16 protein-coding genes and 3 pseudogenes are annotated in these 19,637 nt (G+C 61.4%); 6 read left to right on the top strand and 13 right to left on the bottom strand.

What is annotated here, in order from left to right:
- Window positions 1-26: 26 nt before the first annotated feature.
- From BLW24_RS06940 to BLW24_RS06960, 6 genes and pseudogenes are all read right to left on the bottom strand, one after another.
- On the bottom strand, window positions 27-836 hold the full coding sequence (locus BLW24_RS06940; protein WP_090378411.1) for a heme acquisition protein HasA: 810 nt from the start codon (window positions 834-836) through the stop codon (window positions 27-29).
- Between the two features lie 123 nt (window positions 837-959).
- Window positions 960-3,131: a TonB-dependent hemoglobin/transferrin/lactoferrin family receptor gene (locus tag BLW24_RS06945; protein ID WP_338062096.1), complete on the bottom strand. Its 2,172-nt coding sequence runs from the start codon at window positions 3,129-3,131 to the stop codon at window positions 960-962.
- Window positions 3,017-3,640: an STN domain-containing protein gene (locus tag BLW24_RS26405; protein WP_244161098.1), complete on the bottom strand. Its 624-nt coding sequence runs from the start codon at window positions 3,638-3,640 to the stop codon at window positions 3,017-3,019. Before BLW24_RS26405 ends, BLW24_RS06945 begins: the two co-directional genes overlap by 115 nt.
- A gap of 97 nt (window positions 3,641-3,737) precedes the next feature.
- Window positions 3,738-4,715, bottom strand: a pseudogene (locus BLW24_RS06950) (FecR family protein).
- A 67-nt stretch (window positions 4,716-4,782) separates the two neighbouring features.
- Complete coding sequence (locus BLW24_RS06955) at window positions 4,783-5,295, bottom strand: RNA polymerase sigma factor (protein ID WP_090387645.1); 513 nt, start codon at window positions 5,293-5,295, stop codon at window positions 4,783-4,785.
- Between the two features lie 133 nt (window positions 5,296-5,428).
- A pseudogene (locus BLW24_RS06960) lies at window positions 5,429-8,322 on the bottom strand (EAL domain-containing protein).
- Window positions 8,323-8,532: 210 nt separating this feature from the next.
- Between BLW24_RS06960 and uvrD the strand changes: the two are divergent.
- The 5 genes from uvrD to BLW24_RS06985 all read left to right on the top strand — a co-directional run bounded on the left by uvrD (window position 8,533) and on the right by BLW24_RS06985 (window position 14,187).
- Complete coding sequence (gene uvrD, locus BLW24_RS06965) at window positions 8,533-10,737, top strand: DNA helicase II (protein WP_090378417.1); 2,205 nt, start codon at window positions 8,533-8,535, stop codon at window positions 10,735-10,737.
- Between the two features lie 32 nt (window positions 10,738-10,769).
- Window positions 10,770-11,858, top strand: coding sequence for a TRAP transporter substrate-binding protein (locus tag BLW24_RS06970; protein WP_090378420.1), 1,089 nt, complete (start codon window positions 10,770-10,772; stop codon window positions 11,856-11,858).
- Between the two features lie 102 nt (window positions 11,859-11,960).
- A complete protein-coding gene (locus tag BLW24_RS06975; protein ID WP_090378423.1) occupies window positions 11,961-12,539 on the top strand; it encodes a TetR family transcriptional regulator in 579 nt (192 codons plus the stop codon).
- Window positions 12,540-12,837: 298 nt separating this feature from the next.
- On the top strand, window positions 12,838-13,683 hold the full coding sequence (locus BLW24_RS06980) for a Tim44 domain-containing protein (RefSeq protein ID WP_090378426.1): 846 nt from the start codon (window positions 12,838-12,840) through the stop codon (window positions 13,681-13,683).
- 135 nt (window positions 13,684-13,818) lie between these two features.
- A complete protein-coding gene (locus tag BLW24_RS06985; RefSeq protein ID WP_090387646.1) occupies window positions 13,819-14,187 on the top strand; it encodes a VOC family protein in 369 nt (122 codons plus the stop codon).
- Here the strand turns inward: BLW24_RS06985 and BLW24_RS06990 are convergent.
- Complete coding sequence (locus tag BLW24_RS06990) at window positions 14,184-14,426, bottom strand: hypothetical protein (RefSeq protein ID WP_090378429.1); 243 nt, start codon at window positions 14,424-14,426, stop codon at window positions 14,184-14,186. The two genes, BLW24_RS06985 and BLW24_RS06990, sit on opposite strands and share 4 nt — an antisense overlap.
- On the bottom strand, window positions 14,423-14,770 hold the full coding sequence (locus BLW24_RS06995) for a hypothetical protein (RefSeq protein ID WP_090378432.1): 348 nt from the start codon (window positions 14,768-14,770) through the stop codon (window positions 14,423-14,425). The genes BLW24_RS06990 and BLW24_RS06995 overlap by 4 nt, the downstream gene beginning before the upstream one ends.
- 134 nt (window positions 14,771-14,904) lie before the next feature.
- On the opposite strand from BLW24_RS06995, the gene BLW24_RS07000 reads away from it, so the two are divergent.
- Entirely contained in the window at window positions 14,905-15,315 is a 411-nt protein-coding gene (locus BLW24_RS07000; protein ID WP_090378435.1) for an SMI1/KNR4 family protein, read from the top strand.
- A gap of 63 nt (window positions 15,316-15,378) precedes the next feature.
- On the opposite strand, the gene BLW24_RS07005 is transcribed toward BLW24_RS07000, so the two are convergent.
- The 5 genes and pseudogenes from BLW24_RS07005 to BLW24_RS07025 all read right to left on the bottom strand — a co-directional run bounded on the left by BLW24_RS07005 (window position 15,379) and on the right by BLW24_RS07025 (window position 19,592).
- On the bottom strand, window positions 15,379-16,071 hold the full coding sequence (locus BLW24_RS07005) for a sensor histidine kinase (RefSeq protein WP_090378438.1): 693 nt from the start codon (window positions 16,069-16,071) through the stop codon (window positions 15,379-15,381).
- Window positions 16,068-16,634, bottom strand: a complete 567-nt coding sequence (locus BLW24_RS07010; protein WP_090378441.1) for a tetratricopeptide repeat protein — start codon at window positions 16,632-16,634, stop codon at window positions 16,068-16,070. The genes BLW24_RS07005 and BLW24_RS07010 overlap by 4 nt, the downstream gene beginning before the upstream one ends.
- Window positions 16,635-16,785: 151 nt before the next feature.
- Window positions 16,786-17,766, bottom strand: coding sequence for an IS5 family transposase (locus tag BLW24_RS07015; protein ID WP_090375326.1), 981 nt, complete (start codon window positions 17,764-17,766; stop codon window positions 16,786-16,788).
- Between the two features lie 70 nt (window positions 17,767-17,836).
- Window positions 17,837-18,868: pseudogene (locus BLW24_RS07020) on the bottom strand (response regulator); the annotation flags it as partial.
- A 70-nt stretch (window positions 18,869-18,938) separates the two neighbouring features.
- Window positions 18,939-19,592, bottom strand: a complete 654-nt coding sequence (locus tag BLW24_RS07025) for a GntR family transcriptional regulator (protein ID WP_090378447.1) — start codon at window positions 19,590-19,592, stop codon at window positions 18,939-18,941.
- Window positions 19,593-19,637: the final 45 nt, after the last annotated feature.

Here is a 19,637-nt window from a genome sequence, read left to right on the forward strand (position 1 = left end):
GAGCGATCTTGCGTCCGCTTTTTGCATCAAACGAACTGCAGATCGGCCAGGTCGAAGCTGGTCACCCCGGCAAGGGTGATAGTGCCGTGACCATTGGTGTCGATGATGGTGTTGCCGGCCGACTCACTGACGCTGCCACCTGCGCTGCTAAAGGCGCTGTAGTCGGCATAGATCGCGTTGGACACCTGGATCTTCTCGCCGGCGGCATAGTCGCTGACGGTGTCATTGCCGAAACTGGTGGCACTGCCATACAGACCGAAATAGAAGGTGTCGACGCCAGTGCCGCCAGTCAGCACGTCGTTCTGGCTGTAACCCTGCAGGGTGTCGTTACCGGCACCGGCAACCAGGTTCAACTGGTTGCTGTTGAGGTAATCCAGAAGATGGCTGATGCCACCGCTGGCACTGTCCTGTGGTTTCATCAGGCCATAAACGATTTCATGCACGTCACCAGCGCGCCCTTCGCTCTTGGCCGAACTCAGGCCCAGGTTGCTGATGACGATGTCCGACTGGACGAAACTGCGCGGCGAAACGCCTTGCAGGCCGTGACCGAACTCCAGGGTGTTCAGGGTGCCGTAGAAGGTGTGGGACGGAGCGCTGAACAAGGTGTACTGCAGATCGCCACCAGCGATAAAACCTTGCAGGTCGGTATTACCCGAATTGAACACCGAACCCTCACCCTGGGCGTACTGACTGCCGCTGGTGGCAAAGGGGTTCCAGCTGTTGAAACCACCCCACTGACCGGAGCTGGCCGCGAAGCTGGACTGATAGTCGGCCAGATAACCGGCAAAGCTCAGGTCCTTGCCCACTGCGCTGTTGAGCTGTATTGAAATTGCCATGTGTCGCACTCCTTGATGAGCTGAGTTATGCGCTACACGGAGTCCTTTCCACGTGGCGCCCAACGGCCGTCAGGCCGCATGTTGGAGAGCCCGTCCTGGGCTCCTCTGAAGACGTGATTGCCCTCAGAATTTCAGGTTCACGCTGGCCACGCTGGTACGCCCGGCACCCACTCGCACACCACCCAGGCCCAACGGCGTGGCATAGAGGCTGTCACGCAGGTTCTCCACCGACAGGCGCAGGGTCAGCGCGTCGGTTGCCTCATAGGAGGCATACAGGTCGTAGATCCGTGCGCTGGTGAATTCCAGCTCAGCGGTAGGCCCGCTGGCACCACGGGTGGCGGAGTTGTAACGAACGCGGCCACCGAGGGTCAGGCTCTGTTCGAATAACCGAACACCGCTGTCCAGAGCGGCTCGATGGCGAGCCGGGGCGACGAAGAACAGCGATTCCTTGCCGGGAATACCGTCCCTGGCCAGTTCGCCGCGAAACAGGGGGTGGGCACCACGCTGCAGCGGGTCGTAGTCACCCAAGTAATGCAGATCAGTGCGGGTGTAACTGCCCTTCAGATAGAAGCCGCCACTGTCGTAATCCAGGCTGGCTTCATAACCGCGGAAACGTACCGGCATGGTCAGATTGACCCAACCCGACGCCACCGTATGCGGCTGGTTGACCCCCAGCCAGGGCAATCCCTGGCCCGTCAGTGAGGGATAGACAACCACACCGTTGACCACATAATCGTCAACCTTGTTGCTGTAGTAGGCGAGCTTGCCGCGCAACTTGTCGCCCGTGACGATCAGGTCGTCGAGCAGCAGGTTGCCGCCTACCTCCCAGTTGGTCGATCGTTCGGGAGCAAGCTCCGGGTTGGGCGTGAACGGTGCTCCAAAGCCACCCACGTGCACGCCATGCATCAGGGTTTCGGTGATCGCCGGTGGCCGCCAACCCTTGCCAAAATTGGCGAACAGTTGCACCGCCTCGATAGGTTTGACCGCCAGGCCGAGAGTCGGCGAAAACTGCCCCTGACGCTGTTCGGCAGCGATGTCCTGATAGACATCCTTCTGCGTGTAGCAGAGTTCCATACCCTGCCCGAACGGCGTGTTGCAGAATGGGATTTCGGTCATCAGCCGGCCACGGCCTTTACCCATGTAGTAAGAGCTGTCGCCCCACAGGTGGTAATAGTCGTAACGCAGACCGACATTGGCTTCCAGCCAGTGCGCATACTCCATTCGCACCTGACTGAACAGACTGCCCAGCCAGCGTTCGCCTTTCGGCGTGGCACCATCGAACGCGGCGGTATAGTCCTCTTCGTCGGGCTGACGCTTGGCCTGAGTGGCTTCAGGATCGGTCCAGTCGTAGTAGTACTCGCCACCATAGTTCCAGCTCAGGTGCGCATCACCCAGAGTAAAGCGGCTGGTGTTGGCCAGGCTGGCACCCAGGGTGTTGGTCTGATAACGCACATCGAAGGCACCATAAGTGCCTCGCGCCGGGCGTTCGTGCTGGTTGACCACCTCGGCGTAACTCAGCTTGGTTTGCAGATCAAGCAGATCGCTGGCCGGGCTCCAGTTGTGATCCAGCACCCAGGTCCGACTAGTCACTTCGTCAAAACTGCGCATATCGCTGGCCGAACTGCTTTCGAAATCCGCCTTGAGTTCGGTATAGCCCAACTGCACGCGCTGATCTTCGCTGAGATTGACACCTAGCTTGGCCAGGCGGCTGTCCTGGTCCTGACGGGTGAACTGGGTCACCCACTTGCGCATGGCAGTGCCATCACCGTCTGGGGCGAACTCACCACGCCGACCTGGCTCGAACTGCCCCAGACTTTTGCTGCCGAGCGCCAGTAGCAGGTCGTAGCGATCGAGCGCATTCACCCCCACGGCGGCGCTGCCAGAAAAATGCATGCCGTTGCGGTAACCACCAAAGCCGCTGGAAGCGTTGATCTGACCGCCGATACTACGACCATCGGTCAGCAGGTCAGCCGCCTCGATAGTACGGAAATTGACCATGCCACCGATTACACCGGCTCCACCGACTCCGGAATTGGGCCCTTTCTCGATTTCCACGGAACGCAGCAGCTCAGGGTAGACATACGCCTGACCATTGGCCCCGTGGCCACTCTGCTGATAGTTCTGCCGGGCACCGTCGATCATCATGTTGACCCGGCCAAAATCCTGCAGGCCGCGCACGTTTACGGCCACTCCTGGGTTGCGCCGGTCTTCGGCCACCTGCACGCCCGGCGTGCCGACAAAGAGATCGGCGGCATGCCGCGGTGGCAGTTTCTCGATGGTTTCGCGCTCAACCAGGTCCGCCGAACTGGCCCGTCGAAAGATCCTCTCACGCTCCGATAGACGCTGCCCCGTACCGTCGTGGGTGACAGCTGCAGAGTGACATCACCTTCTGCGCGACGCGTCAGCGTGACCTGAGCAGGCCCCGTGAAGCGATAATCAACCGGTACACCGCGCAACAGTTGCTGCAAGCCCTCATCAAGTAGATAGCGACCACGCAGAGGCGACGCTTGCAGCCCCTGCAAACGCTCGCTGTCGAAGAACACCTGGATGCCTGCCTGCTCGGCAAAAGCCAGCGCTGCCCTATCCAGCGCCTGAGCGGCAATATCGAAATCCACCTGGCGGATGGCAGTCACCTGGCCACCGGGCTCAACCGACTGCCCCCCGACAGTCATGCTGCTGGCTAACGCCAGCGTCATACCCAATACCAAGCCGCCAGCCAGCCGTACGGACTGGAGCCTACTGCAGTAGCCCATTGCTGTTACTCCCTGGTTATGCTGCATCTTTTTATTGAGAATAAAAATCACTCTCGATAAAGACGCCCAACCCAGGGAAACTCAGTAAGGTTTTTTGCAGATTTTTTCAGTCGTACCTATGCGGCTATCGCCAGCAGGCTCGGAGAGCTCAGTAAATCAGGCTGAGCAGCGGCAAATCGGTGCGCTGAACATGCAGCTCTGCAGTCAGCGTGGCCAACGCATCATCCAATGAGTCGAGGCGAAACACGCCGCTCACCTGCCGCTGACCCAATTGCGCGTTGGTGAGCAGAATACGCCCCTGGCGGTAGCGATTGAGTTCTTCGATCACCTGCGCCAACGGCACCCGATCGAATACCAGCAAACCGCGCTGCCAACTGGTAGCACGGCGCAGGTCGAGCTGCTGCCGCTCGATGCCAGTATGATCGTAACGCACGCTATCACCCGCCTCGAGTACCAGCGGCTCGCCTCCCGCGCTAACGGCAACCCGATGTTCCAGCACGCCCACCCAGGCCTGCTCAGCGTCTTCGCGGCCGACCACAAAACGCGTACCCAATGCCTGGGCACGCCCGCCTGCACTGGTCACGACAAAAGGCCTGGGCTCACGCTGATTCAGCGGTGCGACCTGAAAAACCGCAGACCCTGCCAGCAATTCAACCTGGCGGGTATCGGCTGAGTAGTTCAGGCCAATGGCGCTGTGGCTGTCGAGAATCGCCTCGCTGCCATCGGGCAACACAAAACTGCGCACCTCACCTCGCGCGGTGTAGTGATCGGCCTGTAACGGCAGCAGCCATTGCGGCCCCTGCAACAGCCCGATCACCGCCACCAGCAACACCAGGCTGGCACTGGCCAGTCACCGCCGCAATCTGGGACGCTGGCGGCGTATCGGCAGTGCAGCGGCAACCGGCACGCTGCGGCGCTGCGGGCTACGCACAGGCTGCGGCAGGTTGGCCAGCGCTACCCAGGTCTGCTGGGCCAGCGCCAAGGCGGGAGCGTGTCGAGAGTCCGCCTGCAACCACTGCTGCAGCAGGCGCTGTTGCTCATCGTCAAGGCACGCGCCATCCAGGCGTACCGCCCACTCGGCAGCGTCCTGGCGAATCTGCTGATTCTGCAGGTCGTGACTAATCACGTTTAACTCTCGATTATCGCTATAAAAGTTATGACGTTCGAGCCACTGATAGTCCGTAATACATCGTTCATCTTCCGTCCTGAACCTCGGCCAACCGCTCCATCACATGGGCCAATGCCTTGGCCAGGTGCTTCTGCACGGAACTGTCGGAAATGCCCAGCTCACAGGCCACCTGGGCATGGGTCAAGCCATCGACCCGGTTCAGCTGGAAGATCTGTTGCGTACGCTCTGGTAACTCGGCCAGAGCCCACTGCATACGCTCGACCTGCTGCAATGCTGCGGTCCGATCCTCCAGACTAGTGTCCTGACTTTCGATATCGGCCAGCATGTCATGGGACACCAGGTCGGTTCTGCGGCGCATTTGTTGGCGCTGGTGATCAATCAGCAAGTTGCTCGCCGTACGGTAGAGATAGGCCGGAGAATTATCGATCCCTTCGCCGCCCCCTTGCGCAACCAGTCGTAGAAAACTCTCCTGAGTCAGATCGGCAGCCAGCTGCGGGTCGCGGCTCTTGCGCAACAGAAAGTTCTGCAGGGTTTTGGCGTGTTGCTGGAACAGGCCTTTGATGTCCAAGTCCGACAAGCGGATATCCTGGTCTTGGGCGAAAGGAAGCGGCATCTTATTTTTATTGAGAACCACTTTCAATTAGATGATGACAGACACCTGTTCGCATCAAGTGTCCAGGCGCTGCAAAAGAACTCGCTCGCCGCAGACCTTAAGTCGACAAACTGCCGGCCTGCTCGCGCAGCAACTGGGCGAACTGCTCGACCGGCACCGGTTTACTGATCAGGTAGCCCTGGATCTCGTCGCAGCGCTGGCTCTTGAGGAAGTCCATCTGCGCCTGGGTTTCCACGCCCTCGGCGACCACCTTGAGCTCCAGGCTGTGGGCCATGGCGATGATCGCGCGGGTGATGGCGGCGTCTTCGCTGCCGGGGGTGAGGTCGCGGATAAAGGTCTGGTCGATCTTCACGTAATCCACCGGGAAGCGCTTGAGGTAGCTGAGCGAAGAATAGCCGGTGCCGAAATCATCGATTGCCAGTTTGACGCCCAGCTCGCGCAATTGCTGGAAGGTGCTGATCACGCTTTCGACGTTGTCCAGCAGCTGGCTTTCGGTCAGCTCCAGCTCAAGGAACTGCGGGGCCAGGCCGGTTTCATCGAGCACCTGGCGCACCAGGCTGAGCAGGTTGCCCTGACGCAGCTGATGCACCGAGAGGTTCACCGATACGCGAATCTGCGCCAGACCCTGCTCCTGCCAGGCGCGCGCCTGCAGGCAGGCCTGACGCAGAACGAATTCGCCGATGGCGCCGATCAGTCCGGTTTCTTCGGCCAGGCCGATAAAGTCGCTCGGCGGCACCAGGCCCAGTTCCGGGTGGCGCCAACGCACCAGTGCCTCGGCGGCGTTGAGGCTGTCGGAGGCCAGGCACAGCTTGGGCTGGTAGAACACTTCCAGTTGGCCTTCGTTGATGCCTTTGCGCAGCTGGTTTTCCAGCTGCAGGCGCTCCAGGGTGCAGGCCTGCAGGTTGTCGGTGAAGAACTGGAAGGTGTTGCCGCCCAGATGCTTGGCGTGCTGCATGGCCATATTGGCCTGGCTGACCAGGGCGGAAATCTCCCGCGCATTGTCCGGTAGCAGGCTTATGCCCAGGGAGGCGCTGACCACCAGCTCATGGCCGCCCACCGTCATCGGCACGCGCAGCTTGCTCAGCAGACGGCTGGCCAGGCGCGCCAGGCTGGAGAGGCTGCCGTAGGAATCGATAAGGATGGCGAATTCGTCACCGGACAGGCGCGCCAGGGTATCGGCCTCCGGCACGGCCTGGGTCAGACGGCGGCTGACCTGACGCAGCAGCTGGTCGGCCACTTCATGGCCGAGGCTGTCGTTAAGCAGCTTGAAGCGGTCCAGGTCGACATGCAGCAGGGCAATGCTGCGTCCGCCCTGTCGCGCGCGCTGACTGGCCTCATGCAGGCGCTCCTTGAACAGGCTGCGGTTGGCCAGACCGGTCAGCTCATCGTAATGCGACAGGTAGCGCAGGCGCTCTTCGGCCTCGCGGCGCGACGACAGATCGGCGAAGAAGCCTACGATATGGCTGACACTGCCCCGCGCATCGCGCACCACATTGAGCTGCAGCCACTGCGGATACAGCTCGCCGTTCTTGCGCGTTTCGATCAATTCGCCGCGCCAGGTGCCACTGTGCTCCAGCTCCAGGCGAATCAGCTGGTACTGCCGGCGGCTGTCGCCGCTGCTGATCAGGCTGATCACACTTTTGCCGACCACTTCGTCCTGGCGATAACCGGTGACGTCGCTGAAGGCCTGGTTGACCGACAGCAGACGGTAGTCCGGGTCGAGAATCACGATGCCTTCACTGGCAGCCTCGAACACCGTGGCGGCCAGCTGTTGCTGCTGCTCCTGCACCTTGCGCGCGCTGATGTCGCGGCGGGTGCCGAGCATGCGCAGCACGCGACCCTCGGCGTCGCGCTCGACCGCACGACCACGGTCTTCAATCCATACCCAGTGGCCAGCCGCGTGCTTGATACGGTACTCGACCTGATAGTCGTCGCTGCGCCCCTTCATATGCTCGACCAGCGCGCGGCGTAGTACCGGCAGATCATCGGGGTGCAGGCGCGGCTTGAGGTCACGCAGCATCACCTTTACCTCGTCCGGCTCCAGGCCGAAGATTTCCTTGAGGCGCGAGTGATGCACTTCATCGCTCTGCAGGTCCCAGTCCCACAGACCCAGTTCGCTGGCTTCGATGGCCAGGGTCAGGCGCGCGCGGCTCTTGCTCAGGGCGTAGGTGGTTTCATCCAGTTCCAGGGTGCGCTCGGCCACACGCATTTCCAGCTCGCCATGGGCCAGGCGCAATTCGCGCTCGGCGCGGCGGCGCTGTTCCACCTCATGCGCCAGCTCGCCATTAAGCCCTTCGGCCTGCATCTTGGCGTGCTCCAGGTTGCTGATCAGCGCCTGGTTATGAAAACGCTGCAGCAGGCTGCGCTGCACCAGCCGATTGACCTGCCAGGCCACCACCAGCAAGGCCAGCAGCAGAATACTGCCGAGCAGGCCCCAGCCGCGCTGCAGCGGGTTATCACTGAGCAGCAGATAGCCCACCGAAGGCAGCAGGCAGGGCAAGGCAAGGCAAAACTGAGGAAGGCGGTAAAGCTGATGGCATAGGCCACGCTGGCCGAGAGAATCGCCGCAGCAATCAGGCCATAGACCACTGCCTGCAGGTAGAACACATCCGCCGGCACCAGGGCGATGGCGGCAAACGCCAAGGTCAACCCGGAAGCTCCTGCGCCGAGCAGAAATAGACGACGCCAATGGCGTTCGGCCTGACGGCTGGGCAAGGCATTGTTGAAGGCGCGCACCTGCACCAGGCGCAGCACGGCGAGGACCACCAGCCAGATCGACCAACCGATCAGCAATGCATGTGGCAGCCCACTCCATAACAGGAAGGCACACACCACGCCGCTGAGCAGCATAAACAGGGTCGGCACCTGCGAGCCCTGGTAGAGCATGCGGGTGCGTTCGGCGGCGATGTCTGTGGCGAATAGCTGAGCCACTTCCCGCCCGGAAGTCGGCTTGAAGCCGTTGGCGCCAGCGGATGAAGTCGATGCGGTCATAGGCGATTTTCTTATAGTGGTTGCCTAAACGTCGGCGCAGCATACGCGAGCTAGACGCTTCGCCCAAGCCAGACGTGCGCTAATTCACAGTACAAATACCCAACTTTCGGTGAGCGCGGCCACAGCCCGTCTACGCTGCTGAGCTGACTCACCAGTCGTCCACTAACCCCCTGGTTTGCCCTGCCTGGCGCAGCCCCCTAGAATGCCGCGATGCAAAATGACCCTGAACTCCTGATTGCCTCTCTTAACGATGCCCAGCGCCAGGCCGTCGCCGCGCGCGTGGGCCGCCAACTGGTGCTGGCCGGTGCTGGCTCTGGTAAAACCCGCGTGCTGGTGCACCGTATCGCCTGGTTGATCCAGATCGAGAATGCCTCGCCGCACAGCATTCTATCGGTGACCTTTACCAACAAGGCCGCCGCCGAGATGCGCCACCGCATCGAGCAGATGCTCGGCCATAACCCGGCCGGCATGTGGGTGGGCACCTTCCACGGCCTGGCCCACCGCCTGCTGCGCGCGCACTGGCAGGAAGCCGGCCTGGCCGAGAACTTCCAGATTCTTGATTCCGACGATCAGCAGCGCATCGTCAAACGGGTGATCCGCGACCTCGGCCTGGACGAACAACGCTGGCCGCCGAAACAGGCGCAGTGGTTTATCAACGGGCAGAAGGATGAAGGCCTGCGGCCGAAGAACATCCAGCCCGGCGGCGACCTGTTCCTCGCCACCATGCTGAAGATCTACGAAGCCTACGAAGCCGCCTGCGCCCGCGCCGGGGTGATCGACTTCTCCGAGCTGCTGCTGCGAGCGCTGGATCTGTGGCGGGACAAACCAGGCCTGCTGGAGCATTACCAACGGCGTTTCCGGCATATCCTGGTCGACGAATTCCAGGACACCAACGCCGTGCAATACGCCTGGCTGCGCCTGCTCGCCAAGGGCGGCGACAGCCTGATGGTAGTCGGTGACGACGATCAGTCGATCTACGGCTGGCGCGGGGCGAAGATCGAGAACATCCAACAATTCTCCGATGACTTTGCCGACGCCGAAGTGATCCGCCTGGAGCAGAACTACCGCTCCACCGCCGGTATCCTCAAGGCCGCCAACGCGCTGATCGCCAATAACCAGGGGCGTCTGGGCAAGGAACTGTGGACCGAAGACGGCGACGGCGAGCCTATCAACCTGTACTCGGCGTTCAACGAGCACGACGAAGCGCGTTATGTCGTGGAGTCGATCGAGGACGCCCTGCGCAAGGACGGCCTCAAGCGCAGCGAAATCGCCATCCTGTATCGCTCCAACGCCCAGTCGCGGGTGCTGGAAGAAGCCCTGCTGCGCGAGAAGATCCCCTACCGTATCTACGGCGGCCAGCGCTTCTTTGAACGCGCGGAAATCAAGAACGCCATGGCCTACCTGCGCCTGCTCGACGGCCGCGGCAACGACGCGGCGCTGGAGCGGGTGATCAACGTGCCGGCGCGCGGTATCGGTGAGAAGAGTGTCGAGACCCTCCGCGAATACGCCCGCGCCCATGATGTGTCGATGTGGGAAGCGATTCGCCTGATGGTCGCCGCCAAGGCCCTGCCAGGCCGCGCGTCGAGCGCGCTGGCCGGGTTTATCGAACTGATCGAAAACCTAGCGGCCAAGGCGCTGAGCATGCCGCTGCACCTGATGACCCAGACGGTGATCGAGCAGAGCGGGCTGATCGCCTATCACAAGGCCGAAAAAGGCGAAAAAGCCCAGGCTCGCATCGAGAACCTTGAGGAACTGGTCAGCGCCGCGCGCACCTTCGAGAACAACGAAGACGATGAACTCAGCCCGCTGCAGGCCTTTCTGACCCACGCCTCACTGGAAGCCGGCGACACCCAGGCCGCGGAAAACGAGGACAGCGTGCAGCTGATGACTCTGCACAGCGCCAAGGGCCTGGAATTTCCCCAGGTATTTCTGGTGGGCATGGAAGAAGGCCTGTTCCCACACAAGATGAGCCTGGAAGAACCCGGCCGTTTAGAAGAGGAGCGCCGCCTGGCCTACGTCGGTATCACCCGCGCCATGAGCAAGCTGGTGATCACCTACGCCGAAACCCGACGTCTGTATGGCAACGAGACCTACAACAAGGTGTCGCGCTTCGTCCGCGAGATTCCGCCGCAGCTGATTCAGGAAGTGCGCCTGTCCAATAGCGTCAGCCGGCCGTTCGGCGCGGTCAGCCGCAATATGGGCGGCAATAGCATGAGCGGTGGCAGTCTGTTCGCCGGCAGCGCCGTACCGGACACCGGCTTCAGCCTCGGCCAGCGTGTGCAGCATTCGCTGTTCGGCGAAGGCACCATCCTCAACTTCGAAGGCTCCGGCGCCCAGGCGCGGGTGCAGGTGAATTTCGAGAGCGAAGGCAGCAAATGGCTGATGCTCAGCTATGCCAAGCTGCAGGCGCTGTAATCGACAATCTATTCAAACAATAAGGAGCCGCCATGATCCGCCGCCCCCTGCTGCTTGCCAGCGCCCTGCTCGCCGCCATCGGCCTGAGCGGTTGCAAGGAAGAGCCTGCCGAACCGCAAGCACCAACGCCTGCCGCAGAAAGCTATCAGTGGAAAATGGTCACCGCCTGGCCAAAGAATTTTCCTGGCCTGGGCACCGCCGCCGAGCGTTTGGCCGAGCGGGTCAAGACCATGAGCAACGGCCGCCTGACCATCAAGGTGTATGCCGGTGGCGAGCTGGTGCCGCCGCTGGAGGTGTTTGACGCCGTGTCACGCGGCACTGCCGAGCTGGGTCACGGCGCCGCCTATTACTGGAAGGGCAAGGTGCCGGCGGCGCAGTTCTTCACCGCCGTGCCGTTCGGCCTGTCCACCAGCGAAATGAATGCCTGGCTGAGCAAGGGCGGTGGTCAGGCGCTGTGGGAGGAAGCCTATGCACCGTTCGGCGTAAAGCCGCGGGCGGTAGGCAATACCGGTATGCAGATGGGCGGCTGGTACAACAAGGAAATCAACTCGCTGGATGACCTCAAGGGTCTGAAAATCCGCATGCCAGGCCTGGGCGGCGAAGTGCTGAGCAAACTTGGTGCGACCACCGTCAACCTGCCAGGCGGCGAGATCTTCACCGCCCTGCAAACCAGCGCCATCGACGCCACCGACTGGGTCAGCCCTTATAACGACCTAGCCTTCGGCTTGCACAAAGCTGCCAAGTTCTATTACTACCCCGGCTGGCAAGAGCCACAGGCCGTGTTGGAGTTGCTGATCAACCAGAAAGCCCTCGACAGCCTGCCGGCCGACCTGCAAGCCATCCTCACAGAGGCCACCCGCGCCGCCAACCAGGACATGCTCGACGACTACGTCTACCACAACGCCATGGCCCTGGATCAGCTCAAGCAGCAAGGCACCTTACTCAAGCGCTTCCCCGACGAAGTGCTCGCTGCCATGCAGCGCGAGTCTGAAGTGGTACTCGGCGAATTGGCCGCGCAAAGCGAGCTGAACGAGCGCATCTGGGCCTCGATGCAGGCCTTCCAGGCCCAGGTCAGCCAGATGCACCAGCTGTCGGAGAAAGAGTTGTACAACTGGCGCTGACAGCCGACAGCAACCACCACAAGCGGAACCTTCGGGTTCCGTTTGTCGTTTCAGGCCGGCCCTGCCGCACTCGCCGCCCATACTGCTTGGCGAGGTGAGCCGATGAAACGCGCAACTGTCTCTGCAGCACAGATTCTCGATAGCGCCCTGCAACTGGCCGATGTCTGCGGCTGGGAGCGCCTGCACCTGTTCGATGTGGCTGCCGATCTGGGTGTGGGCCTGGACGCCATCGCCGCGCATTACCGCGAGAAGGATCAACTGGTCGAAGCCTGGTTCGACCGCGCCGACCAGGCGCTACTGGCGCGCGGCACTGACGCCGACCTGCTGACACTGGAGCCGGCCAAACGCCTGGAGGAGCTGCTGATTGCCTGGCTCGACAGCCTGGCCGCGCACCGCGCAGTCAGCGGGCAGATGCTGTTGTACAAGCTCGAACCGGGACATATCCACCTGCAGATTGGCGGCCTGCTGCGCATCAGCCGCACCGTGCAGTGGTGGCGCGAAGCAGCGCAGCGGGAAACCCTGCACCTGTGCCGCATCGCCGAGGAAAGCCTGCTCACCGGCGTCTACCTGCGCTGCTTTATCCACTGGCTACGCCACCCCGAGCAAGACCCCGCCGACTTCCGCGCCCTGCTGCGCCGGCAGTTACGCTGTGGGCCGCTGCTGGTGCTACTGCGCCAGTAGTACATCTCCAGGCAGGTCGGTTGGCGCTGAGCGCAGCGAAGCCCAACGACGCTGTCCGTCCAGAGAACCTATTTAAGATCTTGCGAGCTAGAGTCCTGCAAGGCAAAAACAGGCGAGGAAGCGGAGTGTACTTTTGTACATGAGCATTTCGAGCCTGTTTTTAACGCGGCAGGGCCGACGCGCAGCTGATCGGAGAAAGACCAGAAGGCAAAAGCCCGAAACATTCTAGGCCTAGCCAGCGACGATCACGCCGGGCAAGATGCCGCGCGTAGATCCAATCACCAAGAGACAGCTAACCATGCAGCGTTTCCTTAGCATCGCCCTGGCCATGTTCCTCAGCCTGGGACTGACCACCATGAGTTTCGACGCCGAAGCCAAACGTCTGGGCGGCAGCAAATCCTTCGGTTCTGCGCCAAGCCACCAGGCTCGCCAGGCGCCGGCTCAGCAATCCGCAGCCCCGGCGGCCGCCGGTCGTCAACCTGCCGCAGCCAGCGGTGCATCGAAATGGTTGGGCCCATTGGCCGGTCTGGCCGCCGGTGGTCTGCTGGCCTCGATGTTTATGGGTGACGGCTTTGAAGGCCTGCAGATCATGGACATGCTGATCTTCGGCCTGATCGCCTTCCTGCTGTTCCGCTTCCTCGCCGCTCGTCGTCAGCAAGCCAGCCCGGCGACGGCCAACGGCGCGCCGATGCAGCGTGAAATGCCAACGGCTCCAGCCTCGATCTTCGGCGGCAGCAGCGCCGCAGCCGCAATCAAGCCAGTGATCAACGCTCCGGCCTGGTTCAACGAGCAGAACTTTGTCAACGCCGGTCGCGAGCACTTCCTCAGCCTGCAACAGCACTGGGATGCCAACGAGATGGACAAGATCGGCGAGTTCGTCACCCCGCAGCTGCTGGAATTCCTCAGCCGTGAACGTGCCGAGCTGGGCGATGGCTTCCAGTCCACCTACGTTGACAACCTTGATGTGCAACTCGATGGCGTTGACGATCTCAGCGACAAGACCGTCGCTACCCTGACCTTTACCGGCGTGGCCAAGACCTCGCGCTTTGACCAGGGCGAAGTGTTCAGCGAAAGCTGGCGCCTGGAACGTGCCGTCGGTGACAACCAGCCATGGCTGGTTGCCGGTATCCGCCAGAACGGTTAATACCTGCTGCAATAAAAAACCCGGGCAAGCCCCGGGTTTTCTTTATCCATCATTCAGCACATGTATGGACTGGCGCGCGCGCCATTCAAAGTGCAATCTGAACCGCTCGAACCTACCCAACGCGAGGACTGTGCAATGATCGGATACACCACGGTTGGCACCACTGACATGGAAAAAGCCAAGGCTTTCTACACCCCCTTGCTGGCTGAACTGGGCGCCAAGATGGTCATGGATATGGGCCGCATCGCCTTTTACGGCATCGCCAAGGGTCAGCCGATGTTTGCCGTCTGCCTGCCCTATGACAAGCAAGCGCCTACCCCAGGCAATGGCCAGATGATCGCCCTGCCCGGCGGCTCACGCGAAGGAGTGGACAAACTCTACGCCAAGGCCATTGAGCTGGGCGCAAGCTGTGAAGGCAAACCTGGCGAACGCATACCAGGCTTCTACGGCGCTTACTTCCGCGATCTGGATGGCAACAAGCTGGCCTTCTACCACATGGGCTAGTTGACGCTCTTACCTGGCGGCTTGGCCGCCGGGGCAGGCTGCTGGGCCTTGTCGCTCCAGGCCTGGATATCTTCACTGCGTTTGCGGCTGTTGAGCTGAGCACGATCAATCGCTTCTTCGTAATGCGCCAGCCAGCTGCGCGAGCCTGGCAGCATATTGGCCAGGTCACGCATACCGACCTTCAGGCCCTGCATTACCTGCTGGTAATCACGCTCCTGAGCCTGCAGCACTTTGCTCACTTCAGCGATCTGTCCGGGTTCTCCGCGCGCTCGAACATTCCCGTCAGTTGTGATGCCTGTTGACTGGCCAGCAGTTCCTCTTGATTGCCCAGCGCGGTCTGCTGCACCGCCAGTTGCTTCTCAAGCCGCAGGATCTGCTTCTCCAAGGCCTGAATACGCGGATCGTCGCCGGCACTGAACGCGCGATGAATATTCAGCCCGACCGAAACCAGCATCAGGCTACCCAGTACCCCGGCCAGCGCCAGGATAAACAGGCGGTTGCGCTTGCCAGCGGTAGTCAGCAGCTGTAACCGCTCTTCCTCGCTGAGTGCACCGTCTTCGGACTCTTGCGTTTGACTGTTCATGACCCGACCAACTTATGACGTTCAAAAATTGACGCACTGCTCATCTGCACAATAGCACTGTGCCAGCTTTTTGCTTAGACCCGTCTAGGGTATAAGACACTCCCGTATACCCCGTAATAAATGAGGCAGACACCGTGGAAGAAGTCATCGAACAGTTGCGCGAACTCAACGAGCCGGTGCCCGTCCCGCTGGAGTTGCCGGAAGAAGAAACCCTGGTGGAGATTCAGGAGCAGGTCCTGATCCACCTGCCCTACAGCCTGCGCGAATTCCTCCTACAGGTCAGCGACGTGGTTTACGGCCGTCTGGAGCCGGTGACTGCCAGCGACCCGCAATCACACACTTACCTGCCCGAAGTCGCCGCCACCGCCTGGTCTCTCGGCGTGCCACGCGAATTCGTGCCGCTGTGCGAAGACCACGGCAACTACTACGTGGTCGAAGAGGACGGCACCGTGTTGCTGTGGGAAGCAGACACCACCGAAATCAACGAAGACGAAAGCTGGGAATCGGTCTGGCACTGGGTGCGTGACGTCTGGCTGGAAAGCTAAGAACTTTTTACGACCTGCAATGCGGCCCTGCGGCGTTAAGCACGACGCAGGGCCGCAGTCGCTTCAGGGCAGATAAATCCGAAACACCCCGCCACCCAGCGGCGCGCCGTTGGCCAGCTCGATATGGCCGCGCACGCCATTGCGCTCATGCAGCTCGGCGATGCGGCCGGCGAAGTACAGGCCCAGGCCGGTGCTGCCGGTGCTGTGCTTGAGGCCGAGGACGTAGTTGGATTGCTGGTTGAGCATCTCCTGCGGGTAGCCCTGGCCGTCGTCGCAGATCGCCAGCACCAGCTGGCCGCCTTCCTCCCAGGCCCGGATCAGCAAGGCACTGTGGGCGTAGCGGATGGAGTTGGTGATGATATTGGCGACCACCGAGCCGAGCAGTTCTTCATCGAAGAAACCCATCAGATCGAAGCTTTCCACCTCGCAACGGGCGCTGATCTGCCGGCTTTGCAGCACCTCGAAATGCCGCGCCAGCTGCGCCTGGAGAAAATCCTCAAGCTCGTGATAACCGGGGCGCATGGGCAGCTGGTTGACGCCGAGCTTATACAGGCCGAGCAGCTGCACCAGCATGCCGTTGAGGCGGGCAAACTCGTACTCGATCACCCCCTGCTCGCTGGCCTGTTGCTGCTCCGGCGGAAGCTGCGCCTGCCACTGCGCATGGGCGCGGGTCAGCATGGCCAGAGAGTTTTTCATGTCGCGCACGGTGGAAGCGATCACCGTGGAGAAATCCAGCCCGCCTGGGGAATCACTCATTGGCCGGACGCCCGCCGCTGCAGCTGCAGGTAGCGCGCATGCCGGGCATCGGTCTCGGGTATCTGGCTGACCACTTCCAGACAGCATCGACATTCGTCCAGCAGGGCCGGCGACATTTCGCCACCCGCCGATTGCAGCAGTGATTGCGCGGTATTGAGGGCGATGCTGATGTTTTTCGGCTGCAGGGCAAAGGCCTGACGGAACAGCCTGAGCGCCTCGCCGAACTGCTTCTGCTGGTAGCAGCGTACGCCCTGGCGGTTGAGTTCAACGGCCTCTTTGCCGCCGGAGAGAATGTCGGCGTTGTCGGTCTGCCGAGCCACGCCCTGCATCACCTGGGGATCGTCGCCGTAGACCTCGACACAGCTTTTCAACAGCGCATCACTGGCCTCCGTCTGGCCCAGCGCGCGCAACTGACTGGCGACGCTGAGGGCGGTATCGGCGGCAAACAGTTGCGGCAGCTTTTCCATCGCGGCGGCGGCTTCGGCGGCCAGTTGCGCGGCGCGCTTGGGTTCCCCGGATTTACTCAGGCTGCTGGCCAGGGCCAGGCGTGAACGCACCTGCACATTGGGGATCCTCTGAAGTAGCCATGCATTTCTGGCTGACGTCAGCCTCTGCTGATTTCGAAAGTGATAAATCGATCAAAAACGATCAGATTACCGGCTCATTTCTGTGTTTTTAGCCGCCGCGAGCACCTCGCGGCAGCCATTTCCAGCATTACGGGCGCACCTCTCCTGCATTCGTCAGTAAATGTCGGCGCGCCATCCACAGATTTGACAGCGCGAATAAAGTCACCAGTTGCGCCGTGTTTTTGACCAGGCCACGGAAGCGCGTCTTCACATAACCGAACTGACGCTTGATCACCCGAAACGGATGCTCGACCTTGGCTCGCACTTGGGCCTTGGCCTTCTCGATTTTGCGCTTGGCTTTGTACAGCGCGCTGCGCTTACCGAGTTTCTTGTAAGTGCTACGCCGTGCTGCAACCTGCCAGATCACTTGACGGCCCTCATGCTCGGGGCGCTTCTCGACACCGGTATATCCGGCATCGGCCCCCACCATGTTTTCCTCGCCGTGCAGCAGCTTATCGACCTGGGTGACATCCGCCACGTTGGCGGCAGTACCCACCACGCTGTGCACCAAGCCAGACTCGTCATCCACCCCGATGTGCGCCTTCATGCCGAAGTAATACTGATTGCCTTTCTTGGTTGAGTGCATCTCAGGGTCACGCTTACCGTTCTTGTTCTTGGTTGAACTCGGCGCGTTGATCAGCGTGGCATCGACGATGGTGCCTTGGCGCAGCGACAAACCACGGTCACCCAGGTAGCCATTGATCACGGCCAGGATGCCGGCAGCCAGTTCGTGTTTTTCCAGCAAGCGGCGGAAGTTGAGGATGGTGGTTTCGTCAGGAATGCGCTCCAGAGTCAGCCCGGCAAACTGGCGTAGGATGGTGGTCTCGTACAGCGCCTCTTCCATCGCCGGATCGCTGTAACCGAACCAGTTTTGCATCAGATGCACTCGCAGCATCGCCATCAGCGGATAGGACGGTCGGCCGCCTTCACCCTTTGGATAATGCGGCTCGATCAAAGCGATCAACCCTTTCCATGGCACTACCCGATCCATCTCGATCAGGAACAATTCTTTGCGGGTCTGCTTGCGCTTGCCGGCGTACTCGGCGTCGGCGAAGGTCATCTGCTTCATCGGAAAACTCGGCGGGTGGAGTGCGGATATTTTGCCAAAATCAGGAAGTCTTTTTCAGACCATCCTTGGGGTCATTGGCGTAGGTCTTGTCCAACTCGCCGAGGGCCTGGTTGACCTCGATCTGCAGACGCTTGTCGAGCGCGCCATCACCGGCCTGGGCGGTGATCGCCTGGGCCAGGCCGAGGTAATTCTCCGGGCTTTTGAACTTGGAGGTGCGGCCCTGTTCCATGGCTTGGCGGTAGGCCTTGCCAGCGCTGTCATAGTCCTGGTTATCCAGGGCCAGCTTGCCCAGTTGCATCTGCCGGCGGATCGCCAGCGGCGCGAGCTTCACGGCATCTTCCAGGGCTTGCTGGGCGCGCTGGCTCTCACCCTGGGCCAACAGCACGGCGGCCAGGCCGTCATACAGTGCCGGCATCATCGGGAACAGCTGCAAACCCTTTTCATAGAGGGTCTGCGCGCGGCTCAACTCGCCGCGCTTGTGCAGCAGACTGGCCAGCGCAATCTGCGCCCAGGGTAGCGGCCGCTCGGCCAGCACGCCATTGAGCAACTGCTCCAGTTCATCGTTACGCCCCAGCTCGCGCAGGGCACCGGCCTTGTAACGCTGGCACAGCGGCAGGTAGCGTTTGTCCTGCTGGCTCAGCTCGTTACAAGCCGTCAGCACAGCAGCCGAGTCTTGCTTGTCGAGGCCCTGGAGAATGCCCTTGAGGGCGTTCTTGCGCTCGGCCAGCTTGTCCAGGCGCTGGTCGAGGCTGGCGCGGTTGAACGGTTTGGTCAGGTAGGCATCGGGCTCGTGCTCCAGGGCGCTAAGCACCATGGCCTGGCTGCTTTCGGCGGTGACCATGACGAAGATGCACTGGTGGCTGATCAGCTTGCCGGCGATCAGTTCTTCCAGCACCTGCTGACCGTTCTTGCCGCCGCCCAGGTTGTAGTCATGCAGGATGATGTCGTAGCGCTTGTTGCGGCACAGCGTCAGGGTTTCTTCGCCGCGGTCGGCGGTGTCCACATCGCGCACACCGAGGTCGCGCAACATGGCTTTGACCGAACTACGGAAATCGGAGAAGTCGTCGACAATCAGAAAGCGCTTGCTGCCGTAATCCAGAATCGAGAGAGTCCTTGAACTGCAGGGTCAGAATCACCCCAGTGTAGTTGCCGGCCCACTCGCTGCCAGCTCGTCAACGCTGGCCTGGTTCCAGATCGAGCAAGTTGAGAAGAAAACGCGCGAAGTAGGTCAGGTCCTGCTCCATGGCCTGCCGCGCAGCCTTGGCGTCACCGGCCTCGATGGCGGCAAAAGCATCCTCGTGGAAGTCGTTGAGGCGCAGCGACAAATCGGCGTCGGTGAACAGCCGGTTGAAGAACGGCCCGACCTGCAGCCACAGCGATTCGATGCTGCGCAGCAACACCGGGTTACCGCAGGCGCTGTAGAGGTGCAGGTGGAACTGGCTGTTGGCGTCCAAATAAGCCTGTACCTGGCGCTGCTCGATGGCTTGATCCATACGCGCCACGCATTCGCGCAACTCGACCAGGTTGGCCGGCGTCAGGCGCGGCGTGGCCAGCTCCACGGCCAGGCCTTCAAGGCCCAAACGCACCTGATAGATATTCTGATAACGCTCGCGGGTCATCGGCGGTACGCGCACCGAGCGCTGCGGCTCGCCTTCCAGCGCGCCCTCGGCCACCAGGCGCTGCAGAGCGGCGCGCACCGGCATCGGACTGGTGCCCCATTCGGCCGCCAGATCACGAATTTTCAAACGCTCGCCGGGCTGGAAGCGCCCCGCCAGCAGGCTTTCACGAATACGTTGGTAGAGCTGTTCCTGCAGATTGTCGGCCATGGTCAATCACCCACACGCCGGTGGTGCCGGAAGTTGAGCGAGGGT

It is taken from the genome of Pseudomonas anguilliseptica (genome assembly GCF_900105355.1).
In the GTDB taxonomy this organism is placed as follows: Bacteria; Pseudomonadota; Gammaproteobacteria; order Pseudomonadales; family Pseudomonadaceae; genus Aquipseudomonas; species Aquipseudomonas anguilliseptica.